Genomic DNA, 18586 nt, shown 5'->3' with positions numbered 1-18586 from the left:
TAATTAGGGAGTTAATTAGTTAATCAGCTAGAAAATAGTGGTTAACCGTAAATATAAATAAAAAATCCCTATCGTACTACTCAATAGGGATTTAGAAACAAACAAAAACAAATTAAACTAATTTTTATAGGTCATTCCCATATCTTCGATAGAGAAATGATCGGTTAATAAATGCAACAATTTATCTCTTAACTGGATGTATTCTGGCATTTTTACGATTTCGATTTTGTTACGGGGTCTTGGCAAATGTACCTCTACGATTTCTTTGATGGTGGATGCAGGACCGTTATTCAACACGATGATTCGGTCTGACAAAAACAAGGCTTCCTCGATGTCGTGGGTAATCATGATGATGGTTTTTTCACGGTTGTCGAGGTTCCATAATTTTAGGACTTCGAGTTGCATGGTTCCTTTGGTTAAGGCATCTAAGGCTCCAAAAGGTTCGTCCATAAGCAAGACCCCTGGGTTGATGGCAAAGGCACGGGCAATGGCAACACGTTGTTTCATTCCGCCTGAAAGTTGGCCTGGTAATTTGTCTTTGTGTTCGAACAAGTTCACCATTTTAAGGTTTTTTTCTACTAGAGCATGTTTCTCAGCAGTAGTGGTTTTCATAACCGAATCGACTACTTGAAAGATGTTTTGGTAAACGGTTAACCAAGGCAAAAGTGAATAGTTTTGAAAAACGATGCCTCTGTCTGGTCCTGGACCTTGAATGCTTTTGCTATCAAGAACAACCGAACCTTCACTTGGCGTTAGCATGCCTGCAATGGCATTTAAAATAGTTGATTTTCCGCAGCCTGAATGGCCAATGATGGATATGATTTCGCCTTTGTTGATAGATAAATTAATATCTCTTACGGCTGTGTATTTTCCTTTTGGTGTTGGAAATGAAATTTCCAAATCTTTTATTTCTAAGTAACTCATGATGTTTGATTTTAGTTTGTTTATTGTAAAAATACTTGGTTTGGAATCAGCCACGGATTCACGTTTTTTTTTAAGCCACTGATTAAAAGGATTAAAAGATTTTTTTTCGAATAAATCAATTGTGTTTTTAATCTGTGTAATCTGTCGAAAAAAACTTAGAAGCTTAGTGCCTTAGCATCTCAGATTCTCAGAATCTTTTTACCCTTTATAAGCCACTTTGTTTTCGATATAAGTAAATAATTTATCAAAAAGCAATCCGACTACACCAATGATAATGATGGCTGATATTACCTTTTCAAGACTTAATGCATTCCAGCTGTCCCAAACAAAGAAACCAATTCCAGCTCCTCCTGATAACATTTCGCCCGCTACGATAACCAACCAAGCCACACTGATACTCAATCGTAAACCTGTGATGATGTGGGGTAAACTATATGGGATTAAGATTTTAGTCAAATACCTCTTGGTCGAAAAACCAAATGCTTTGGATACATTTTTATGGTCTTGCGGTAAGGAAGCAACTCCAAAGGAAGTATTGATTAAAGTAGACCATAACGAAGTGATGAATACAATGAAAATGGTCGCTAATCCAGTATCTTTAAAAACAACTAATCCAATAGGGAACCACGCTAAAGGTGATACAGGTTTCAATAATTGTACAATAGGGTAAAAGAGTTGTTTGCAAATAGTACTCGCCCCCATTAAAATTCCAATAGGAATAGCGATTAAGGAGCCTAAAAAGAATCCCAATAATACCGTTTTAATCGAATTGAACAATTGCAAGCCTATTCCTTTGTCATTAGGTCCGTAATCATAAAATGGGTCACTAATCATTTCGTACAAGACTGTTAGAGTAGGTATAGGTCCTGGTAAAGCGTCTTTAGTAATTAAAGTTAGTAATTCCCAAAATCCTCCAAAAACAATCAATCCTAGTGTAGCAAAAAAGATTGATTTTGATTTATCGACTACTGTGTCGCTGTTTAATTGGAGTTTAAATTTTTTCTTTTTTGGAGTGGTAAGCGATGTTGTCGCTGCTCCCTCCATGTTTTCTAGTGTTAATGTGTTTCTGTCTGACATGATTCCTTCTGTTTTAGTTTAATACTTGTAGTGTTTTTGTTTTATGCTTTAATATTTTTTAAACACATAGGAACATAGTTTTTTGTGTCATTTAAAAGCGCTCTGCTTATCATAGTAACACAAAGCTTAATGTGCTTAAAGATTCACTATAGAACATTTTGTTCGAACAACTATGCTTTTTCTATCCTAAGCAAAGCGACTTAATCACAAAGAGTGGCCTATGTTTCTATATGTTTTATGCTTTATTTTTTAAACACATAGGAACATAGTTTTTTGTGTCATTTAAAAGCGCTCTGCTTATCATAGTAACACTTAATCTGTTTTAATTAAGATGTTATGCTTATGGAACTATGCTTTTTCTATCCTAAGCAAAGCGACTTAATCACAAAGAGTAGCCTATGTTTCTATGTGTTTTAAAAAAATGTGTTTTGGTTTATCTTTTTACCACTTTCAAATAAGCAGCTGGATTTGCAGGGTCAAAAACCGTTTTGTCCATTGTTAATGAAAAAGGTTTCATATCGTCAGCAGGTACTTTTACCTTCATGCTTGCTGCTACTTCTTTGTATAAATCTTGTAGAATTAATTTATCGGCAATGGCTTTGTAATTTGGTTCTTCTTTCAAGTATCCAAATCTAACAAACTGTGCCATAGCCCAAATTCCGTAAGATTTGCGAGGGAAATTGATCATTCCTCCCTTGTGGAAAACCATTTGGTCACCTTTGTATATTTTTTGACCTAGTTTACAACCTAAATTATATTCTCCATTCAAACGGTCTTCAATAACATCGTTGTTAGCATTTACATAAGGCGCTTTACCAATAATATCAGATGTTTTTTTACGGTTGGCCGGAACGTCTAACCAGATACAAGCTTCCATGATGGCTTTCATGACTTTCTTAAGGTCTTCTTTGCGTTTGGCACTAAAATCTTTATTGACAACCAACGCTTTTTCAGGATGGTCTTTCCAGATATCTTGTGTTGCAATTTGTGTGAATCCTATTCCTTGCATAGCGGCAACACCTCCCCAAGGTTCTCCTACGCAAAATCCGTCCATATTTCCAACTTTCATATTCGCTACCATTTGTGGCGGTGGAATAGTGATGATTTTAGATGTTTTTTGGTTTACACCTGCAATGGCTAACCAGTTACGCAACCATAAATCGTGTGTTCCGCCAGGAAAAGTCATTGCAAAGGTTACTTCTTTTTCGGCTTTCAATTTAGCTGCTACTACGGGAGCTACTTTAGCCATATCTTTGAAACCAACTTTGCCACAAAAATCATTTGATAAGGTAATCGCTTGTCCGTTTGAGTTCAACATCATCGCGATTTTCATTTCTGATCCCGCTTTTCCTCCTACACCTGTGTAAACTGAAAAAGGCATTGAGAATAAGCAATGTGCTCCGTCTAATTCTCCTGTTAAGATTTTGTCACGGACATTGGCCCAAGAGGATTCTTTAGTGACGATAACCTCAACACCATACTTTTTAAACAAGCCCAATTCTTTTGCCATTACAATAGGGGAACAATCTGTCAATGGAATAAAACCTAATTTTATAGGATCATTTTGAGCCTGAGCGCTGAATGCAAAAAGTGTTACTACTGCAGTAAAGGCAACTTTAGAAATTTGTTTTGTCGCTTTTGAAAAAAGATCTTTTCTCACTACTTGAGAGAAAATTGATTTTGTTTTAATGAATTCCATAATGATTGTATTAGTATTTGTATGAAGCAAATCTACATAAGTATTTATACGTATGTACTAACTAAAAAACATCTAGAAATCCCTTTTTAATACTTTGATAAAACATTAAAAAGATGACAAAAAAGATGACAAAACGCAGGTATTATAAATAAAGCCCCGTAAATACGAGGCTTTTGAAATTAAATAAGCTTTAGTGTGAACTATGGAAGTGTATGAAGAGTTGAGTGTTTATGGGAGTGAATCAAAGAAAAAACTACGTATTTTGTTTTTATTAAAAGTAATTGTGTTCTTTGATTTCGGCTTTTAATTTTTCGACAGCTGTTAAGCCAATGCGCTTTCCTACAGTATGGATTAAATCTTCCTTTTTAAGATTCGAAAGTACTCGAATTACCTGTTCCTCAGTAGTTCCTGCAAAATCAGCGATTTCTTTTCGAGATAAATCAATAGCTATTACGGTATTGTTTTGACCAAACTTTCGATGAATATAGAGTAAGGTATCAATCACTCTTTCTCTAACGTTCATCTGTGCTAGTTTGCGGATGTTGTTCTCACTTTTATGGAGTTCCTCAGCATAAAAGAGCATCATGTCAAATGTTAGTTCTGGCACTTCTCGAAGAATCTGTAACATATCGTCATTGCTGAAATTGCATAAAATGGTGTCTTCTATGGCATAAGCACCAATGAAATAGCGCTTACTTGTTCCAAATCCTCTGAAACCAATTGTGTCACCATTGGTAGTAAAACGAACGATTTGTTCTTTCCCATTAATTCCAGTTTTAACCGTTTTTACTTTACCTTTGTAAATAAAATATAATCCCTGAATTGGCGCACCTTCCATGATGAATTGTTGGGATTTTTTACAAAGAAAACTTTGCTTTTTTTCGACAAATTTTTTCATTTGTTCTAAATGAATGTGTTTCTTGATGAAACAATTTTCATTAATACAGCTACCGCAAATTGCAAATTCTTCTTTCATAGCATAAATTATTAAACAATAGTTATAATATAGGGTGCTAAAATCTATTTTCCCCAAAAGTATCAAAAAAAAGAATCTAAAATACGTATTTATACGTAAAAATACTTATTTTTACACTTTCAAAATAGAGACACTAAGCTTTCATTATTAATAAAGTATTTCAATAATGCAAAATTCAGAAATAAAAACGACTTGTTCCTATTGTGGTGTAGGGTGCGGAATAATTGTAACCAATGATTCTAAAAATGGAGTAAGCGTAAAAGGAGATAAAGACCACCCTGTAAATAGAGGAATGCTTTGTTCTAAAGGAATGAATCTGCACTATGTTGTTAACGATACTTCGGACCGAATTTTATATCCCGAAATGAGATGGAGTAAATCCCATCCTAAAGAGCGAGTAAGTTGGGATGATGCCTTGGATCGTGCTGCAGCTGTCTTTTCTTCAATCATCAAAAAACATGGGCCTGATAGTGTTGGTTTTTACATCTCAGGACAATGTTTGACGGAAGAGTACTATTTAGCAAACAAACTCGTTAAAGGTTTTTTAAAAACCAATAATATAGATACCAACTCGAGACTTTGTATGAGTTCAGCAGTAGTTGGTTACAAGAAAACATTTGGTGAAGACTCAGTGCCTATCGCCTATGAAGATATCGAATTAGCTGATACTTTCTTGATTACGGGGGCCAATCCAGCTTGGTGCCATCCCATTCTTTTTAGAAGAATCGAACAGCACAAAGAGAAAAATCCTAAAACTAAAATAATTGTTGTTGACCCAAGAAAAACAGATTCGGCATTAGCAGCCGATATGCATTTGCAAATTCTTCCTGGTTCTGATATCTACTTATATCACGCAATCGCTAAATGCTTGATTGATAAAGGATATGTTGATAACGATTTTATTCGAAATCATACCGAAAATTACCAAGCCTATAAAGAATTAGTAGTCGCAACTTCGTTAGAAAAAGCTTCTCAATTATGTGGAGTTTCTATTAGCGAAATAAAACAAGCAGCCGAAATTATTGCCAAAGCTAAAGGGTTCTTGTCATTATGGGCAATGGGGTTAAATCAAAGTGTGATAGGTGTAGATAAAAACACCGCCTTATTAAACCTTTCTTTATTAACAGGTCACGTAGGGAAACCGGGTTCAGGACCTTTCTCATTGACAGGTCAGCCTAACGCAATGGGTGGACGTGAAGTAGGGGGAATGGCTAACTTATTAGCAGTTCATAAAGAATTGGCTAATCCTGTTCATCGTCAAGAAGTAGCTGATTTTTGGGGTGTGGATGAAATTTCAGAAAAACCAGGATTGACAGCTACTGAAATGTTTGATGCTTTAGAATCGGGTAAGATGAAAGCGGTTTGGATTATTTGTACCAATCCTCTTGTAAGTTTGCCAGATGTACGCCGCGTAGAAAAAGCACTTGAAAATGCTAAATTCGTAGTGGTTCAAGATATTTCACATAAATCAGACACTACAAAGTATGCTGATTTATTGTTGCCTGCAGCAGGTTGGTTAGAAAAAGAAGGAACGATGACCAACTCAGAAAGACGTATTTCTTATTTACCAAAAGGAATAGAGGCTCCAGGTGAAGCTTTATCGGATGTTGAAATCCTTACTCGTTTTGCTCAAAAAATGAATTTTTCAGGTTTTAATTTCAATTCAACTGAAGAAATATATAAAGAATACTGCGCCTTAACGAAGAATACCAAAATTGATATTTCGTTTTTAAATTACAATCGTTTAAAAAATGAAGGTACTTTTCAATGGCCTGTACCAGATTATGGACATCCAGGAACACCTCGTTTGTTTACGGATAAAAAGTTTTATACGCCTTCGCAAAAGGCAATATTCAATTTGCCCGTTTCTATTGATAATAACTCTGAAGCGCCTTCGGATAAATATCCATTAATTTTAACAACGGGACGTATTAGAGACCAATGGCATACGATGACTAAGACTGGAAAAGTAGCTCGATTGATGTCTCATATTCCTAGTCCGATGTTGGAAATCAATGCAATCGATGCTTTTAAAGCGGGAATTGAAGATGGAGATGTGGTTGAGGTTCATAGTAAAAGTGGTGACGTTCGTGTTAAAGCAAAAATAACCGACACCATTAAAGAAGGAGTGGTTTTCTTGCCAATGCATTGGGGAAAACAATTAAATAAGGATTTGAATAGAACGAACAACTTGACAAATACCCTTATAGACCCTATCTCAAAAGAACCTGATTTTAAATTTACAACGGTTTCAGTAAACAAATACGAAAAATCATTTGAGAAAATTGCAGTAGTAGGAGCAGGAGCAGCAGCTTTTAGATTTATTCAGAATTATAGAGAAATCAATAAAGAGGACGAAATTATCGTTTTCTCTAATGAAGAAAATCCTTTTTATAACCGCGTATTATTACCAGAGTATGTAACCAATGAACTTTCATGGGAAAGTTTACAAAAGATAAAAGCCGACGCATTAAAGAAGCTGAATATCACTTTGAAATCGAATGTGTCTATTGACAATCTTGACATCAAAGGAAATACGATTACGGATAGCAAAGGCGAAACGCATACTTTTGACTCATTGATTATGGCAACAGGAAGTCGTCCTTTTGTTCCAGAAAATGCTCAATTGCATTTACCAGGTCGTTTTACGATGCGTAAAAAAGAAGATGCTGACCGTTTGAAAAACTATCTTGACAACACCAATCTCCCTGCCGAAGAACAGCATGTGGTTATTGTAGGTGGTGGTTTGTTAGGACTTGAATTAGCAGCAGCTTTAAAACATAAAAAAGTAAAAATCACTATTGTTCAACGTGCCTCTCGATTGATGGAACGTCAATTAGACCGTATTTCTTGTAAGTTATTGGCCGAAGAAGTGCAGTTAAGAGATATTCAAATTTATTTTGATAATGAGGTGAGCACCGTTTTTGAAACTGATAATCCAAACGAGATTGAAATTGGTTTGAAAAGTGGACGAATCCTTACGGCAAATGCAATCGTATATGCTATTGGAACTATCCCAAATATCGAAATCGCCAAAGAAGCAGGACTTGCCTGTGGTCGTGGCGTAAAAGTAAATCAGTATTTACAAACCTCTCAATCGAATATTTTTGCTATTGGTGAGATTGCAGAATACAACAACCAATTGTTCGGAATTACCTCAGCAGCTGAAGAACAGGCTGATATTTTGGCTAACTTTATTGCAGGAGATATTAGTAGTTATTACAGTGGTTCGGTTTTAATGAATATCTTAAAACTTGAGGATATTAACCTTTGTAGTATTGGACAAATTGAAATCCCTGAAAACGATGATTCTTATGAAGAAATTGTCTTCTCTGATTTGAAAAAGAGATACTATAAAAAATGTGTAGTCAAAGACGATTTATTAGTTGGAGCTATATTAATGGGGGACAAAAATGAGTTTGCCGAATTCAAAACCATGATTGAAAGCAAAATTGAGTTGTCTGATAAGCGTAATTTACTTCTTAGAGGAAGTGGTTCGCAAGCCAAACCAGTAATCGGAAAACTAGTTTGTTCTTGTAGTCAAGTAGGAAGTGGAAACATCGAAGAAGCCATCAAAGGAGGAACTACTAATTTTACCGAATTATGTAAATCAACAGGAGCAGGTCTCGGTTGTGGTAGTTGTAAAACGGAGGTTAAAGAATTATTAGCGAAATGCGGTTAAGTTTGTAGGTTGCTACTATGTAACTACAAACCACAAATTATAAATTATAAAACTATGGAATTAACACGATTGATAGTAAAAGGAGGCGTTTTATCTCCAGGAGAATTAAGAGATATTGTGAATATGGCAATGGATCAAGGATTGGATACTATTTCTTTTGGTTCCCGTCAAGATATTATTTTTCCAAAGGGATTGAAAAATATTGAGAAAGAGAAAACGGGGAAACATCATTTTGTTTTTCCAAATGAGAGTAGTGGTAACAATATTGTTTCTTCCTATGTTTCAACAGATGTTTTTAGAAATACTCCTTGGCTTACAGGAAATAAATTTTTGTATGTATTAGAACAATTTAAAGAACAGCCTGAGCTTAAAGTCAATATCACCGACCCAAAACAACAATTGGTTCCATTATTTACGGGACATATCAATTTTATTGCTTCTGAGCATGAAGATTATTGGTATCTGTATATTCGTTTACCAAAATGGGAACGCATGGAAGTGTATCCGGTTTTGATTTATAGTTGGGATATTGCAACGATTTATTATGAAATAGAGAAAGTCGTGCGTCAGGAATCTTGCGGTATTGATATGATATTCAGTTTGGTAAGCGAGGCATTGGATACTAATAATAGAACAATAGATAAACCTTTGCATATTCCGTTTTATCCTTTCCCATATTATGAAGGAATGAACCGTTTGGGGATAGACCAATATTGGTTAGGATTGTATTGGAGAAACAACCTTTACGATTTGAAATTCTTGAAAGAGATGTGTGATCTTTGTTTTGATTGTAAAATAGGGAAGATATGTATCACTTCTTGGAAGTCGTTTATTGTCAAAGGGATTCCTAAAGACCGAAAATTAGATTGGGAGAAATTTTTAGGAAAAAATGGTATCAATGTTCGTCATTCATTATTAGAATTGAATTGGCATTTACCTGTAGCTACAGAATGGGCATTGAATCTTAAAACATTCTTAGTTCGTACTTTGGATCAATTTGATATTAGTACTTATGGTTTGACTTTTGGAATTTCAGATTACAACCGCGAAGGGCATTATTTTACGTCGATTGTCGTTGAAAAAAATGAATTGCCTAAAGACTTAGAATCGATTAAAATCAGGGATACGTTTAATGTATTGCATGCAAAGAATTTTGACCCTAACAGTCGTGAATATATTGTTCATGCACAAGATGTAGATAAATTAGAATTACCTAATATTTTAATTGAACTGAGTCGTAAATATTTCAGTCAATTAGGAGAGGTAGTGGCAGAAAATAATACAACTTCGACGGTAGTTAAAAAAGAAAACAAAGTTCAGGATGTTTATCAATGTCAAGAATGTTTGACAGTGTATAATTCAGAATATGGGGATATGGTTCAAGGAATAGAAAAAGGAACTTTATTCAAAGACTTGCCAGAAGATTATTGTTGTTCGCTTTGCGAAGCACCAAAAAATAATTTCTTAGCTTTGACCGGAGAAACGCAAACAATTCAATAACTACTAAGTACAATTACATGGATAATACTTTTAAAACGGTAAGCTCATCACATATTACAATATCTGAATTGATGCTTCCTTCTCATACAAACTTTAGTGGAAAAATTCACGGAGGCTACATCTTATCTTTGATGGACCAGATTGCATTTGCTTGTGCTTCAAAGTTCTCAGGAAATTATTGCGTTACGGCTTCTGTTGATACGGTCAATTTTTTGAAACCTATAGAGGTGGGTGAATTAGTAACCATGAAAGCCAGTGTCAATTATGTGGGGAAAAGCTCGATGATTGTTGGGATTCGAGTAGAAGCTGAAAACATTCAAACAGGTGTTATAAAGCATTGTAATTCTTCTTATTTTACGATGGTTTCCAAAGATAAAGTAGGTAATAATTCGCCTGTTCCAGGATTAATTTTAACCACTTTAAAAGAAGTAAGTCGTTTTCAAAACTGCCTGCGTCAAATTGAAATGAAACGCCTTAGAGAAGAGCAAAAAAGCATCGCTACTTTTGGCTCTATTGATACTATTTTGAATTCAAAAAAATACAATATCAAGGTAGAGCTACAATAAAAAAATATCATTATAATTAAAGCTAAACACAGAAAAAGCCAACTCAAATTTTAATATTGAGTTGGCTTTTTTTTAGATATTAGAAAAAATATGAGTACTGATTTTGTTTAGGTAAAAGGTCTTTATGGTTTAAAAAGGGAGTCTATATCCAACAGCAAATTGAATAGTATCCGTTAAATTAATAAAGGTTAAGTCAGAGAATAAACGTCCTTTTAAAAAGGTCAAGTTTGTTCCAAGACTAATATTATAGGTTGCTTTTAGGTTGCTGTCCAAACTAGAAAATCCTGCTCCAGCTCCCGCATATGGGGTCATTTTTTTAGAAAATTTTAAGGCATTAAAAGTGTAAACCAAATTGCCTGATGCTCCCCAACTAGATGAATTAGCAAAGCTATAATGGGCTATAGGGATGAATTCCAAATTTGTTTTATTGATTCCAAAATAAGCTCTAGCACCAACAGTACCCAAAGTTTCATCACCAAAACTTACTCCTGTAAATAAACTAGAACCTTTATAGGCAAGACTTCTAATACTGGAGTACTTTTCTTGTTTAATAAAACGCCCCGACTGGATTTCAATTACCTCATTAATAGTATCTTGAGTTGCTGACTCCATCTTGTTATTTAATTTAAAATCAGTTTTTTCAGCATCTTTACTCTCAATGATTTTTGTTTCTTTTGCTAATGTTTTTGGAGTGTTTTTATTTGTATCCTCAATTTTTTCTGTTTTTACTGCTGATTTTTCGTTTATTATGTCGGTTTCAATCGCTAAATTCTTGTTTTCGGGTGATTCAGAACTTACTTCAGTTTTTTTTTCATCTGTAGTTTTGGTGTCTGATTTCAAAATTAATCTTTCAAGAAAATCGATTCTTTGATTTAATCGTTGCATCTCATTGGATTCATTTCTGTTGTTTTCAAACCTTCTAAAAGGTTGAGGTTGTGTTTTGTCTAGAATCTTTTCAATCAATAATTCTAATTCTTGAGGTGTCATTTTGATTAGTTCTTTAGGTTGGATTGCTGCTTTGATGGTAGTAGGAGCAACTTCTTCCGCTGTTTTTGGAGTCGTAGTTTCAGTATGACTTTTATTCAAGTTGCTTACCGCTTCTACTTCATCCAATGCTTTTTGAACTTTGTTTTTTTGTTCTAAAATAAGGACAGCTTGGTTAGTGTCTTTCGCATTAGTAGCGTCGTTCAAAGCAATTTGTAGAGAATCTATTTGTTGGGTATATTGTTCTTTTAAGAGGTCTAATTTAGCTTGGTTATGTTCGTTTTGTAATTTCAATTTTTCGTCATATTCAGCGCTTACAATTTTGTTTTGTTTTGTAAGTGCATTGTCTAATTGCGATTGATACACTTTGTTTGGATTCGTTGATTTTGCTCCAAAAGTTAGTTTTAAACCCGCATTATACATCATATGTGATTGCAATTCGTCTGGGTTTCCTAAATTTTGAACCTCTTGACCAGAGGTGATTATTCCTCTAGCACCACCTGTTATTAAAAGGTTTTTACCTAATGGAATGTTCATTCCTAAACCAGCTGAAGCAAATTCTTGTCCTTCTGTTTCGCCATTATTAACACCAACATAATTCGACGAAGGGTTCAAATAACCTCCTCCTAAAATTAAATAGGGGGTTACTCCATTCCCATCATTCAATCTGGCTCTAAATTCAGCACCGTACATGGCTAGTTTATCAAAACGAGTCGTGATTTGTTCGTTTTGATTAGCTTGAAAATAGAAAACTCGAACACCAGTAAACTGATTAAAATCTAGTCCAAAATAACCTCCTAATAAGTAGGTGTCTTTAAAATTTGATTTTTCATTAAAATTGATGTAATTTATACTAGGTTCGAAAACCCAACGTAATCCTTTAAATCCTCCTCTAAATTTTGTTAAATAGGCTTTGTCTAATTCGGATAAGGTTCCAGGTCTTCTTCCGCCTAAATAGATTTGTAAAGCAGCTTGAGCAGACCAGTTGTATAATAGGTTACTTGAAAAATCGGCATCAGTAACCCCTAAATTTACTTTGTCTTGGGCGGTTAATAGATTTTTTCCCGAGTTGAAATTAAATAAGGTGTTTTTTCCTTCGACTGTAAATATTAAACGGTCTGATAGTTTTGTTTTAATACCTAAACCTAAAGCTGTATAAATTTGTTCAAACTTTTGTGGATTATTATCCAATTCCATTTTTTGTACTCCAGTACCCAAATTTATATAAGGATTAAATTTTCCTCTGCCAATATTTGCTTTAAATTCTCCTCCCCAACGCGTTAATTTTACTGATTGCGGGTTGAAATTAGCAGTATTATATCCAGAAATTCCATAATTATCAAAATTAGTTTTCAAATCATTCGATTGTGCATAGATTGCTCTAAGCTCGATATATTCGCCAAAACCAAAACCTAATTTTCCTCCAAAAAGAAAGGCATCCTCTAATCCAGATTGATTGTCCCACCAGTTATATTCTGCAAAAGGGGACAACGTAAAACTAATATCCTTGACTTGGGCAAAATTAAAATGACAGTGGATTAATAAAACGGTAGTTATAATTATTTTTTTCATAGCGTAAGTATTTGTCGCAATTATTAGTAGAAATAATACTTTGATTTATCAAACTATAAGGTCGATACACGTAAAGATAGTTACAAATTTGCATTATCTTCAGTTGATTGGTTGTTTTTTTTAGATATTATGAGTTGTTTGGTGTTTTTGCGGATAATTATTTAGTTGTTGGACTGTTTTTTTTACAGTATCTTTAAGAGGTATAAAATCAGTTACAATGAGAAATTTTAAAACAGGTTTTTTTATAGCCATTTGTTTTGTTCAGGTAAATTATGCCCAGATAAATCAAAAGAGCGAAATAATTATTTCTGAAGACAATTTGATTTCATTAATAAATACAATTAAGCAAAAAAGAGATTCTTTATTCTTGATTCGTCAATCAAGGAGCCAAGTTGTGTATAACCATAGAATAAATGATAATACGGGCAATGAAACGATAGGCGTGTCTGACAAAGAGAACTTTAAAGATTTAGAAGCTCGAATGAAGTTATTGGACAGTAAATTAGATTTTATCAGTTCGCTACTGCAAAAGCAAAATTTGGAACAAGCTACAATTATTCAAAAAAATACAGCTGTTGACCCCGTTGAAAATAAAACGATAAAAAGTTCGGGTAAAAATACGGATGATGCTTATCTGAGGGAAAAAATAGCTTCTTTAGAACAAGAAATATTTCAATTAAGAAAAGCCCATTTAAATGAGAAAAAATCAGTACCTATCACCAATAAAACCACTGAGAAGATTATAGTTCAGAAAGAAACAGTTACACCTAAACTTAATCCTGTAGTCCCAACTGCAATTACCAATAATTACTATACGCAACCAAAAGAGGAAGCTGTACAAAAAAGTATTCGTGATACATTAGTAATCGAAAAAAGAGAAATATCAGACTATGATGAATTGGTAAAAAAGTACAGCGAAAGCAGTCAAAATATTTTGTTTGACAATAATTCGGCGCTAGTTAAAGAAACTTATTTTGATTCATTAGATCAATTAGTTGCATTGTGTCATGACAATACTAAAATTGATTTGTTTTTAAAAGGCTTCGCTAGTCAAAAGGGAAATGTTTTATACAATCAAAAGTTGTCTATGCTACGAACAGAGAGTGTAAAAAAATATTTAATTGAAAAAGGTGTACACCCTTCTAGAATTCTTTCGCAATACCACGGCGTTGATTATGCCAGTACAAGCGAAGAGAACGCTAGAAGAGTTACAATTACTTATATTATAAGAAGGTAATTTTAACTTTCTTTAAAAGAGAAACCTTAGAATATTACATTCTCTCTGGAACATTAATTCCTAATAAACTAAAAGCGTTAGCGATGGTGTCGGCCACTCTTTTAGAAAGTTGCACTCTGAATATTTTTTTGTTTGATTCGGCTTCACCAAGGATAGGTACTGCTTGATAAAACGAGTTGTACTCACGTACCAAATCATAAGTATAATTCGCAATCAAAGCAGGACTGTGATTCTGAGCTGCGTTTTGAATCACTTCTGGAAACAATTCTAGTTGTTTGATTAATTCTTTTTCTTTTTCGTGTAACTCAACTATTAGAGCGTCTTTAGTATAGTCAAAATCAGCTTTACGAATGATAGACTGAATACGAGCGTAAGTATATTGAATAAAAGGCCCTGTATTTCCAGCAAAATCTACCGATTCTTCTGGGTTAAACAGAATACGTTTTTTAGGATCTACTTTTAAGATATAATATTTCAAAGCCCCTAAACCGATAGTATTGTACAATTTGGCTTTTTCCTCAGCTGAATAACCGTCAAGTTTTCCTAAATCTTCGGAAATTTTTTGAGCTGTATCGGTCATTTCTTGCATCAAATCATCGGCATCCACTACAGTTCCTTCACGAGATTTCATTTTACCTGATGGCAAATCTACCATACCGTATGAAAGGTGGAATAAGTTAGCCGCCCAATCAAATCCTAGTTTTTTCAAAATCAAAAACAATACTTTGAAATGGTAATCTTGCTCATTCCCCACTGTATAAACGATTCCACCAACATCCGGCATGTCCTTCACACGTTGAATCGCAGTCCCAATGTCCTGTGTCATATAAACCGCTGTTCCGTCAGAACGCAACACGATTTTACGGTCCAGTCCTTCGGCAGTTAAATCAATCCAAACCGAACCATCAGGATCTTTTTCGAAAATACCTTTTTCCAGTCCCATTTGGACAACATCTTTCCCTAACAGATAAGTATTGCTTTCGTAGTAATAACTGTCAAAATCAACACCCATAGCTGTATAAGTAGCCGCAAAACCATCGTACACCCATTGGTTCATTTTTTTCCAAAGTGCAATCACTTCTTCATCACCAGCTTCCCATTTTAAAAGCATTTCTTGAGCTTCCAGAATAATTGGCGCTTGTTTTTTAGCTTCTTCTTCGGTTTTACCTTCCGCCATTAATTGATTGATTTGCTCTTTGTAAGCTTTATCAAAAGCCACATAAAAGTTACCAACTAATTTATCTCCTTTTAAACCCGAAGTTTCTGGGGTTTGGCCTTCGCCAAATTTTTGCCAAGCCAACATCGACTTACAGATGTGAATTCCTCTGTCGTTGATGATTTGGGTTTTATATACTTTTTTACCCGAAGCTTTGATAATCTCCGCTACTGAGTATCCTAATAAGTTGTTACGAACGTGTCCTAAATGCAAAGGTTTATTGGTATTAGGCGACGAATATTCGACCATTACTGCTTTGTCATCTGGACTTGGGGTTACAAAACCATAATTTTCTACTGCTTTGATTTCGTTGAAGAAATTCAAATAATACGCATCCGAAATCACGATATTCAAGAACCCTGAAACCACATTAAATTTGGCTACCTCCGTCACATTTTCGACTAAGTAGTTCCCAATTTTATTTCCTAATTCTACAGGGTTGCTTTTTACCAATTTCAATAACGGAAAAATCACCATCGTAATATCGCCTTCAAACTCTTTACGAGTGGCTTGAAACTCCACTTTTTCAATAGTAACCTCAAATAAATCTTGAACCGCTTTCTGGATAGAAGGCGTTAGAATTTCGGATAATGTCATTTTGTTGCTTTTTTAATGGCTGCAAATATAGGTATAATGGAGCAAATGGGAAAAGAGTGCCGCGTTATTTGTTCAGGGTTGTAAAGGAGGGAAAATTAAGTAAAACTGACCTAGCCGAACTGCCATTTCAAACGCTTTAATTCTTTTTCTTGGAGCAGAGCGATTCGTGTAGCTTAGTTGCGATTGTTCCTGCTCTCCGCTCTATCTCTTGTGCCTGCTATCGCTGCACAAGAGGATGCCGCTTCGATCAGGGCTACAAATGGCGTTATTATTTTCATATTAGCTTAAATGCATTTGTAAGAAAAAATGAATATATTAGCCGTAAAAATAAAATGCAACTTGAGTTGAGCTTGTCTAAGTAAAATTAGTTCTATAGGCATAACTAAAAGAATGAAAACTGAGGATATAAATAAGTTCGCACTAATTTAATAACAGATGTTTGGAATAAAAAGTAAAATAAATGATGGAATGCTATATTTCTTAAATGATATGGTCGAAAATCAAGTTGCTAATGCAAAAAAAGAATTGTCTGAACTTCCAGAAAAAAATACCGAAAGACGAGAATTTTTAACTGCTCAAATCGCTACATATGAAACACAACTTAAAAATTTCAAAGAAGATATAGAGAAGCAACTCTCTGAAAGATTTCAGTTTTCTGTAGAAGAGCTATATGCAATGTATGGACAATATGAACGCAAGTACATATCAATAGAGTTTCATAAATTTTCAGAATCAGCTGGAAAATTTGGGAGAAATATTGGTGGAGTTCTAACATTTTATAAGAAAGAACGAGAGGCGTTAGAAAATGCAATTTCCCAAGAAAATGCACCAAGAACAAATGGATTAGTAAAAATTGACTGTTCAAAACACGAGACACTTTCTGACGAACAAAAGAAAGAACTAATCGAAAACGGGTTTGTTTCAGGGGATATTTATGAAGTTTTAGCTTCAGACTTTCCAGTTGTAAAATCTTACAATCAGACTGGAATAAAAGATATTCCTAACACGATTACAGTAAATGTCGACCAAAATGACTTTGATCCCAATAGAGCATATTTATGGTTATATAGTCGGAGAATTAAAAATGGAGACATTCTAATCGAGGAAGAAATTGCTAAATTCTGTGGGCTTTCGATGTATCTAAAACCTGGTTCTGAAAGCTATGATTTTATAAAAGAAAATGGTTTTGACGAAAATGGTCAAAAGTTGGCAAAAGTTAGGTTTTTTGAACTTGAGGCTAAACTTTACGCCAAAGATATAAGTAAAGTAGAACTTTTAGAATTTAACGAATTTCTACAAGCTCGCAAAGTAGAGAGAATTGAAGCAATCAAAAAAGAAATTAAGAGGTCAACTAATAAAAATTTTGAACAATTTGAAGAAGAATATCCTGATATTTATGCTGAACTTCAAAATTCAAGAGTTCAATTTGAAACCGAAAGCCTTGATTATCACGAAATGGTTACGCCAATTTATTGGGATTACGAAGGATTCCTTCATATATTTTTAAGACATTGTGATGAACTCGCTATTGAAGGTCATTTTGAGAATAAAACAAAATTTCAATACACTCAAAAAGATATTAAGCGAATTTTAAAAATTGCTATAGAAGATTTAAAACCAAAGATAAACGAGAAATTAAAAGAAGGAAATGATTTTAGAATTTATGGCGATAGGTCATTATATTTTAATGGGAATCACTATTCCCTACATATTTTGGCTGATGGTCGAGTAGCGGCATTTCATCCAATGGAAAATCCAACAGAATAAAACTACTGGCAACATTGGCTATAAGTAATTGCTTGTTCACGCTTACTTTGGAAATTCCTCACGGATTTTCAGTGTGGTGTGTACTTGTAAAGTTAAGTGCTAACCCACGGAACTAGTCATAGCCGAGACCGTTAACTGAAATGCTTGAAAAAACCGCAAAACATTGAATATGAAAGCAAAACAAGTTTATAATCCCGAATTCGATTACATATGTGGATACATTGGAGGCTTTGATGATATTCCAACCAAACAAGATAAATTTAAACCAATTGTCCCTAAAACTATAACTTACATTGACGAAAATGGTGAAGAACAAAAGCTTGAAGGTGAATTCTACGCTTCAAATAACAAAGCGAAAGACAATTTAAAAAAGTTTGAAGCAAGATTTACAGATTGTATTAATGAAATGCTAAATGAAAACCATCCATACAAAAATCCTATTCAGCTTGAAGTTATCATGAATGTAAAAATGTCGGAAAAGCGCTTAAAAAACGTGGACGCTGACAATATTGCTAAATGTGTGTTGGATATAATGAATGGTAAAGTTTTCGAAGACGATTCACAAGTAAGAAGTTTGTATGTATATAAACACGTAATTCAAGATGAACTTGTTCCACAACTATCAGGAATTATTGTTGGTGTTAGAATAATCGACAACAAACCAAGTTTGTTAAGTGAGATAAAATTTTACGATTTTATCGAAATCAGTGATCAAGAATACGAAGAAGCAATGTCAAAAAAGAAGTAGTACTTCAGCTAATCCTCGCAAACGTTAGATGTAATTCGCCT

12 protein-coding genes are annotated in these 18586 nt (G+C 34.2%); 6 read left to right on the top strand and 6 right to left on the bottom strand.

All coding sequences use genetic code 11. The features are described 5' to 3' along the window. Positions 1-117: 117 nt before the first annotated feature. The 4 genes from SLW70_RS16365 to SLW70_RS16350 all read right to left on the bottom strand — a co-directional run bounded on the left by SLW70_RS16365 (position 118) and on the right by SLW70_RS16350 (position 4676). Complete coding sequence (locus SLW70_RS16365; protein WP_320889740.1) at positions 118-924, bottom strand: ABC transporter ATP-binding protein; 807 nt, start codon at positions 922-924, stop codon at positions 118-120. A gap of 198 nt (positions 925-1122) precedes the next feature. Further along, positions 1123-2001 (bottom strand): nitrate ABC transporter permease, encoded by an 879-nt coding sequence (gene ntrB / locus SLW70_RS16360; protein ID WP_320889738.1) that lies wholly within the window; start codon positions 1999-2001, stop codon positions 1123-1125. 433 nt (positions 2002-2434) lie between these two features. Next, complete coding sequence (locus tag SLW70_RS16355) at positions 2435-3700, bottom strand: CmpA/NrtA family ABC transporter substrate-binding protein (protein WP_320889737.1); 1266 nt, start codon at positions 3698-3700, stop codon at positions 2435-2437. Between the two features lie 271 nt (positions 3701-3971). Then, a complete protein-coding gene (locus SLW70_RS16350; protein ID WP_320889736.1) occupies positions 3972-4676 on the bottom strand; it encodes a Crp/Fnr family transcriptional regulator in 705 nt (234 codons plus the stop codon). Positions 4677-4842: 166 nt separating this feature from the next. Between SLW70_RS16350 and SLW70_RS16345 the strand changes: the two genes are divergently transcribed. The 3 genes from SLW70_RS16345 to SLW70_RS16335 are packed head-to-tail and all read left to right on the top strand — an operon-like array spanning position 4843 to position 10424. Beyond that, on the top strand, positions 4843-8358 hold the full coding sequence (locus SLW70_RS16345; RefSeq protein WP_320889735.1) for a molybdopterin-dependent oxidoreductase: 3516 nt from the start codon (positions 4843-4845) through the stop codon (positions 8356-8358). 54 nt (positions 8359-8412) lie between these two features. After that, positions 8413-9858 carry a rubredoxin gene (locus SLW70_RS16340; RefSeq protein WP_320889734.1) on the top strand — a complete coding sequence of 482 codons (1446 nt, stop codon included), beginning with the start codon at positions 8413-8415 and terminating at the stop codon, positions 9856-9858. A 17-nt stretch (positions 9859-9875) separates the two neighbouring features. Further along, positions 9876-10424 carry an acyl-CoA thioesterase gene (locus SLW70_RS16335; protein WP_320889733.1) on the top strand — a complete coding sequence of 183 codons (549 nt, stop codon included), beginning with the start codon at positions 9876-9878 and terminating at the stop codon, positions 10422-10424. A gap of 129 nt (positions 10425-10553) precedes the next feature. On the opposite strand, the gene SLW70_RS16330 is transcribed toward SLW70_RS16335, so the two are convergent. Beyond that, positions 10554-12980 (bottom strand): hypothetical protein, encoded by a 2427-nt coding sequence (locus SLW70_RS16330; RefSeq protein ID WP_320889732.1) that lies wholly within the window; start codon positions 12978-12980, stop codon positions 10554-10556. 217 nt (positions 12981-13197) lie between these two features. On the opposite strand from SLW70_RS16330, the gene SLW70_RS16325 reads away from it, so the two are divergent. Next, positions 13198-14217 carry an OmpA family protein gene (locus tag SLW70_RS16325; protein ID WP_320889731.1) on the top strand — a complete coding sequence of 340 codons (1020 nt, stop codon included), beginning with the start codon at positions 13198-13200 and terminating at the stop codon, positions 14215-14217. 34 nt (positions 14218-14251) lie between these two features. Here SLW70_RS16325 and argS read toward each other — a convergent pair whose 3' ends face one another. Further along, the gene (argS, locus tag SLW70_RS16320; protein ID WP_320889730.1) at positions 14252-16030 is read right to left on the bottom strand and encodes an arginine--tRNA ligase; all 1779 of its coding nucleotides are present in this window, start codon (positions 16028-16030) and stop codon (positions 14252-14254) included. Positions 16031-16498: 468 nt separating this feature from the next. On the opposite strand from argS, the gene SLW70_RS16315 reads away from it, so the two are divergent. Further along, the gene (locus tag SLW70_RS16315) at positions 16499-17797 is read left to right on the top strand and encodes a hypothetical protein (RefSeq protein WP_320889729.1); all 1299 of its coding nucleotides are present in this window, start codon (positions 16499-16501) and stop codon (positions 17795-17797) included. Positions 17798-17966: 169 nt separating this feature from the next. Then, complete coding sequence (locus SLW70_RS16310) at positions 17967-18545, top strand: RusA family crossover junction endodeoxyribonuclease (protein WP_320889728.1); 579 nt, start codon at positions 17967-17969, stop codon at positions 18543-18545. Positions 18546-18586 lie beyond the last annotated feature (41 nt).

Origin of the sequence: Flavobacterium sp. NG2 (genome assembly GCF_034119845.1) — a bacterium.
GTDB lineage: Bacteria > Bacteroidota > Bacteroidia > Flavobacteriales > Flavobacteriaceae > Flavobacterium.
Note: the sequence above shows the minus strand (reverse complement) of the source record. Positions and strands in the feature narration are given on the sequence as shown.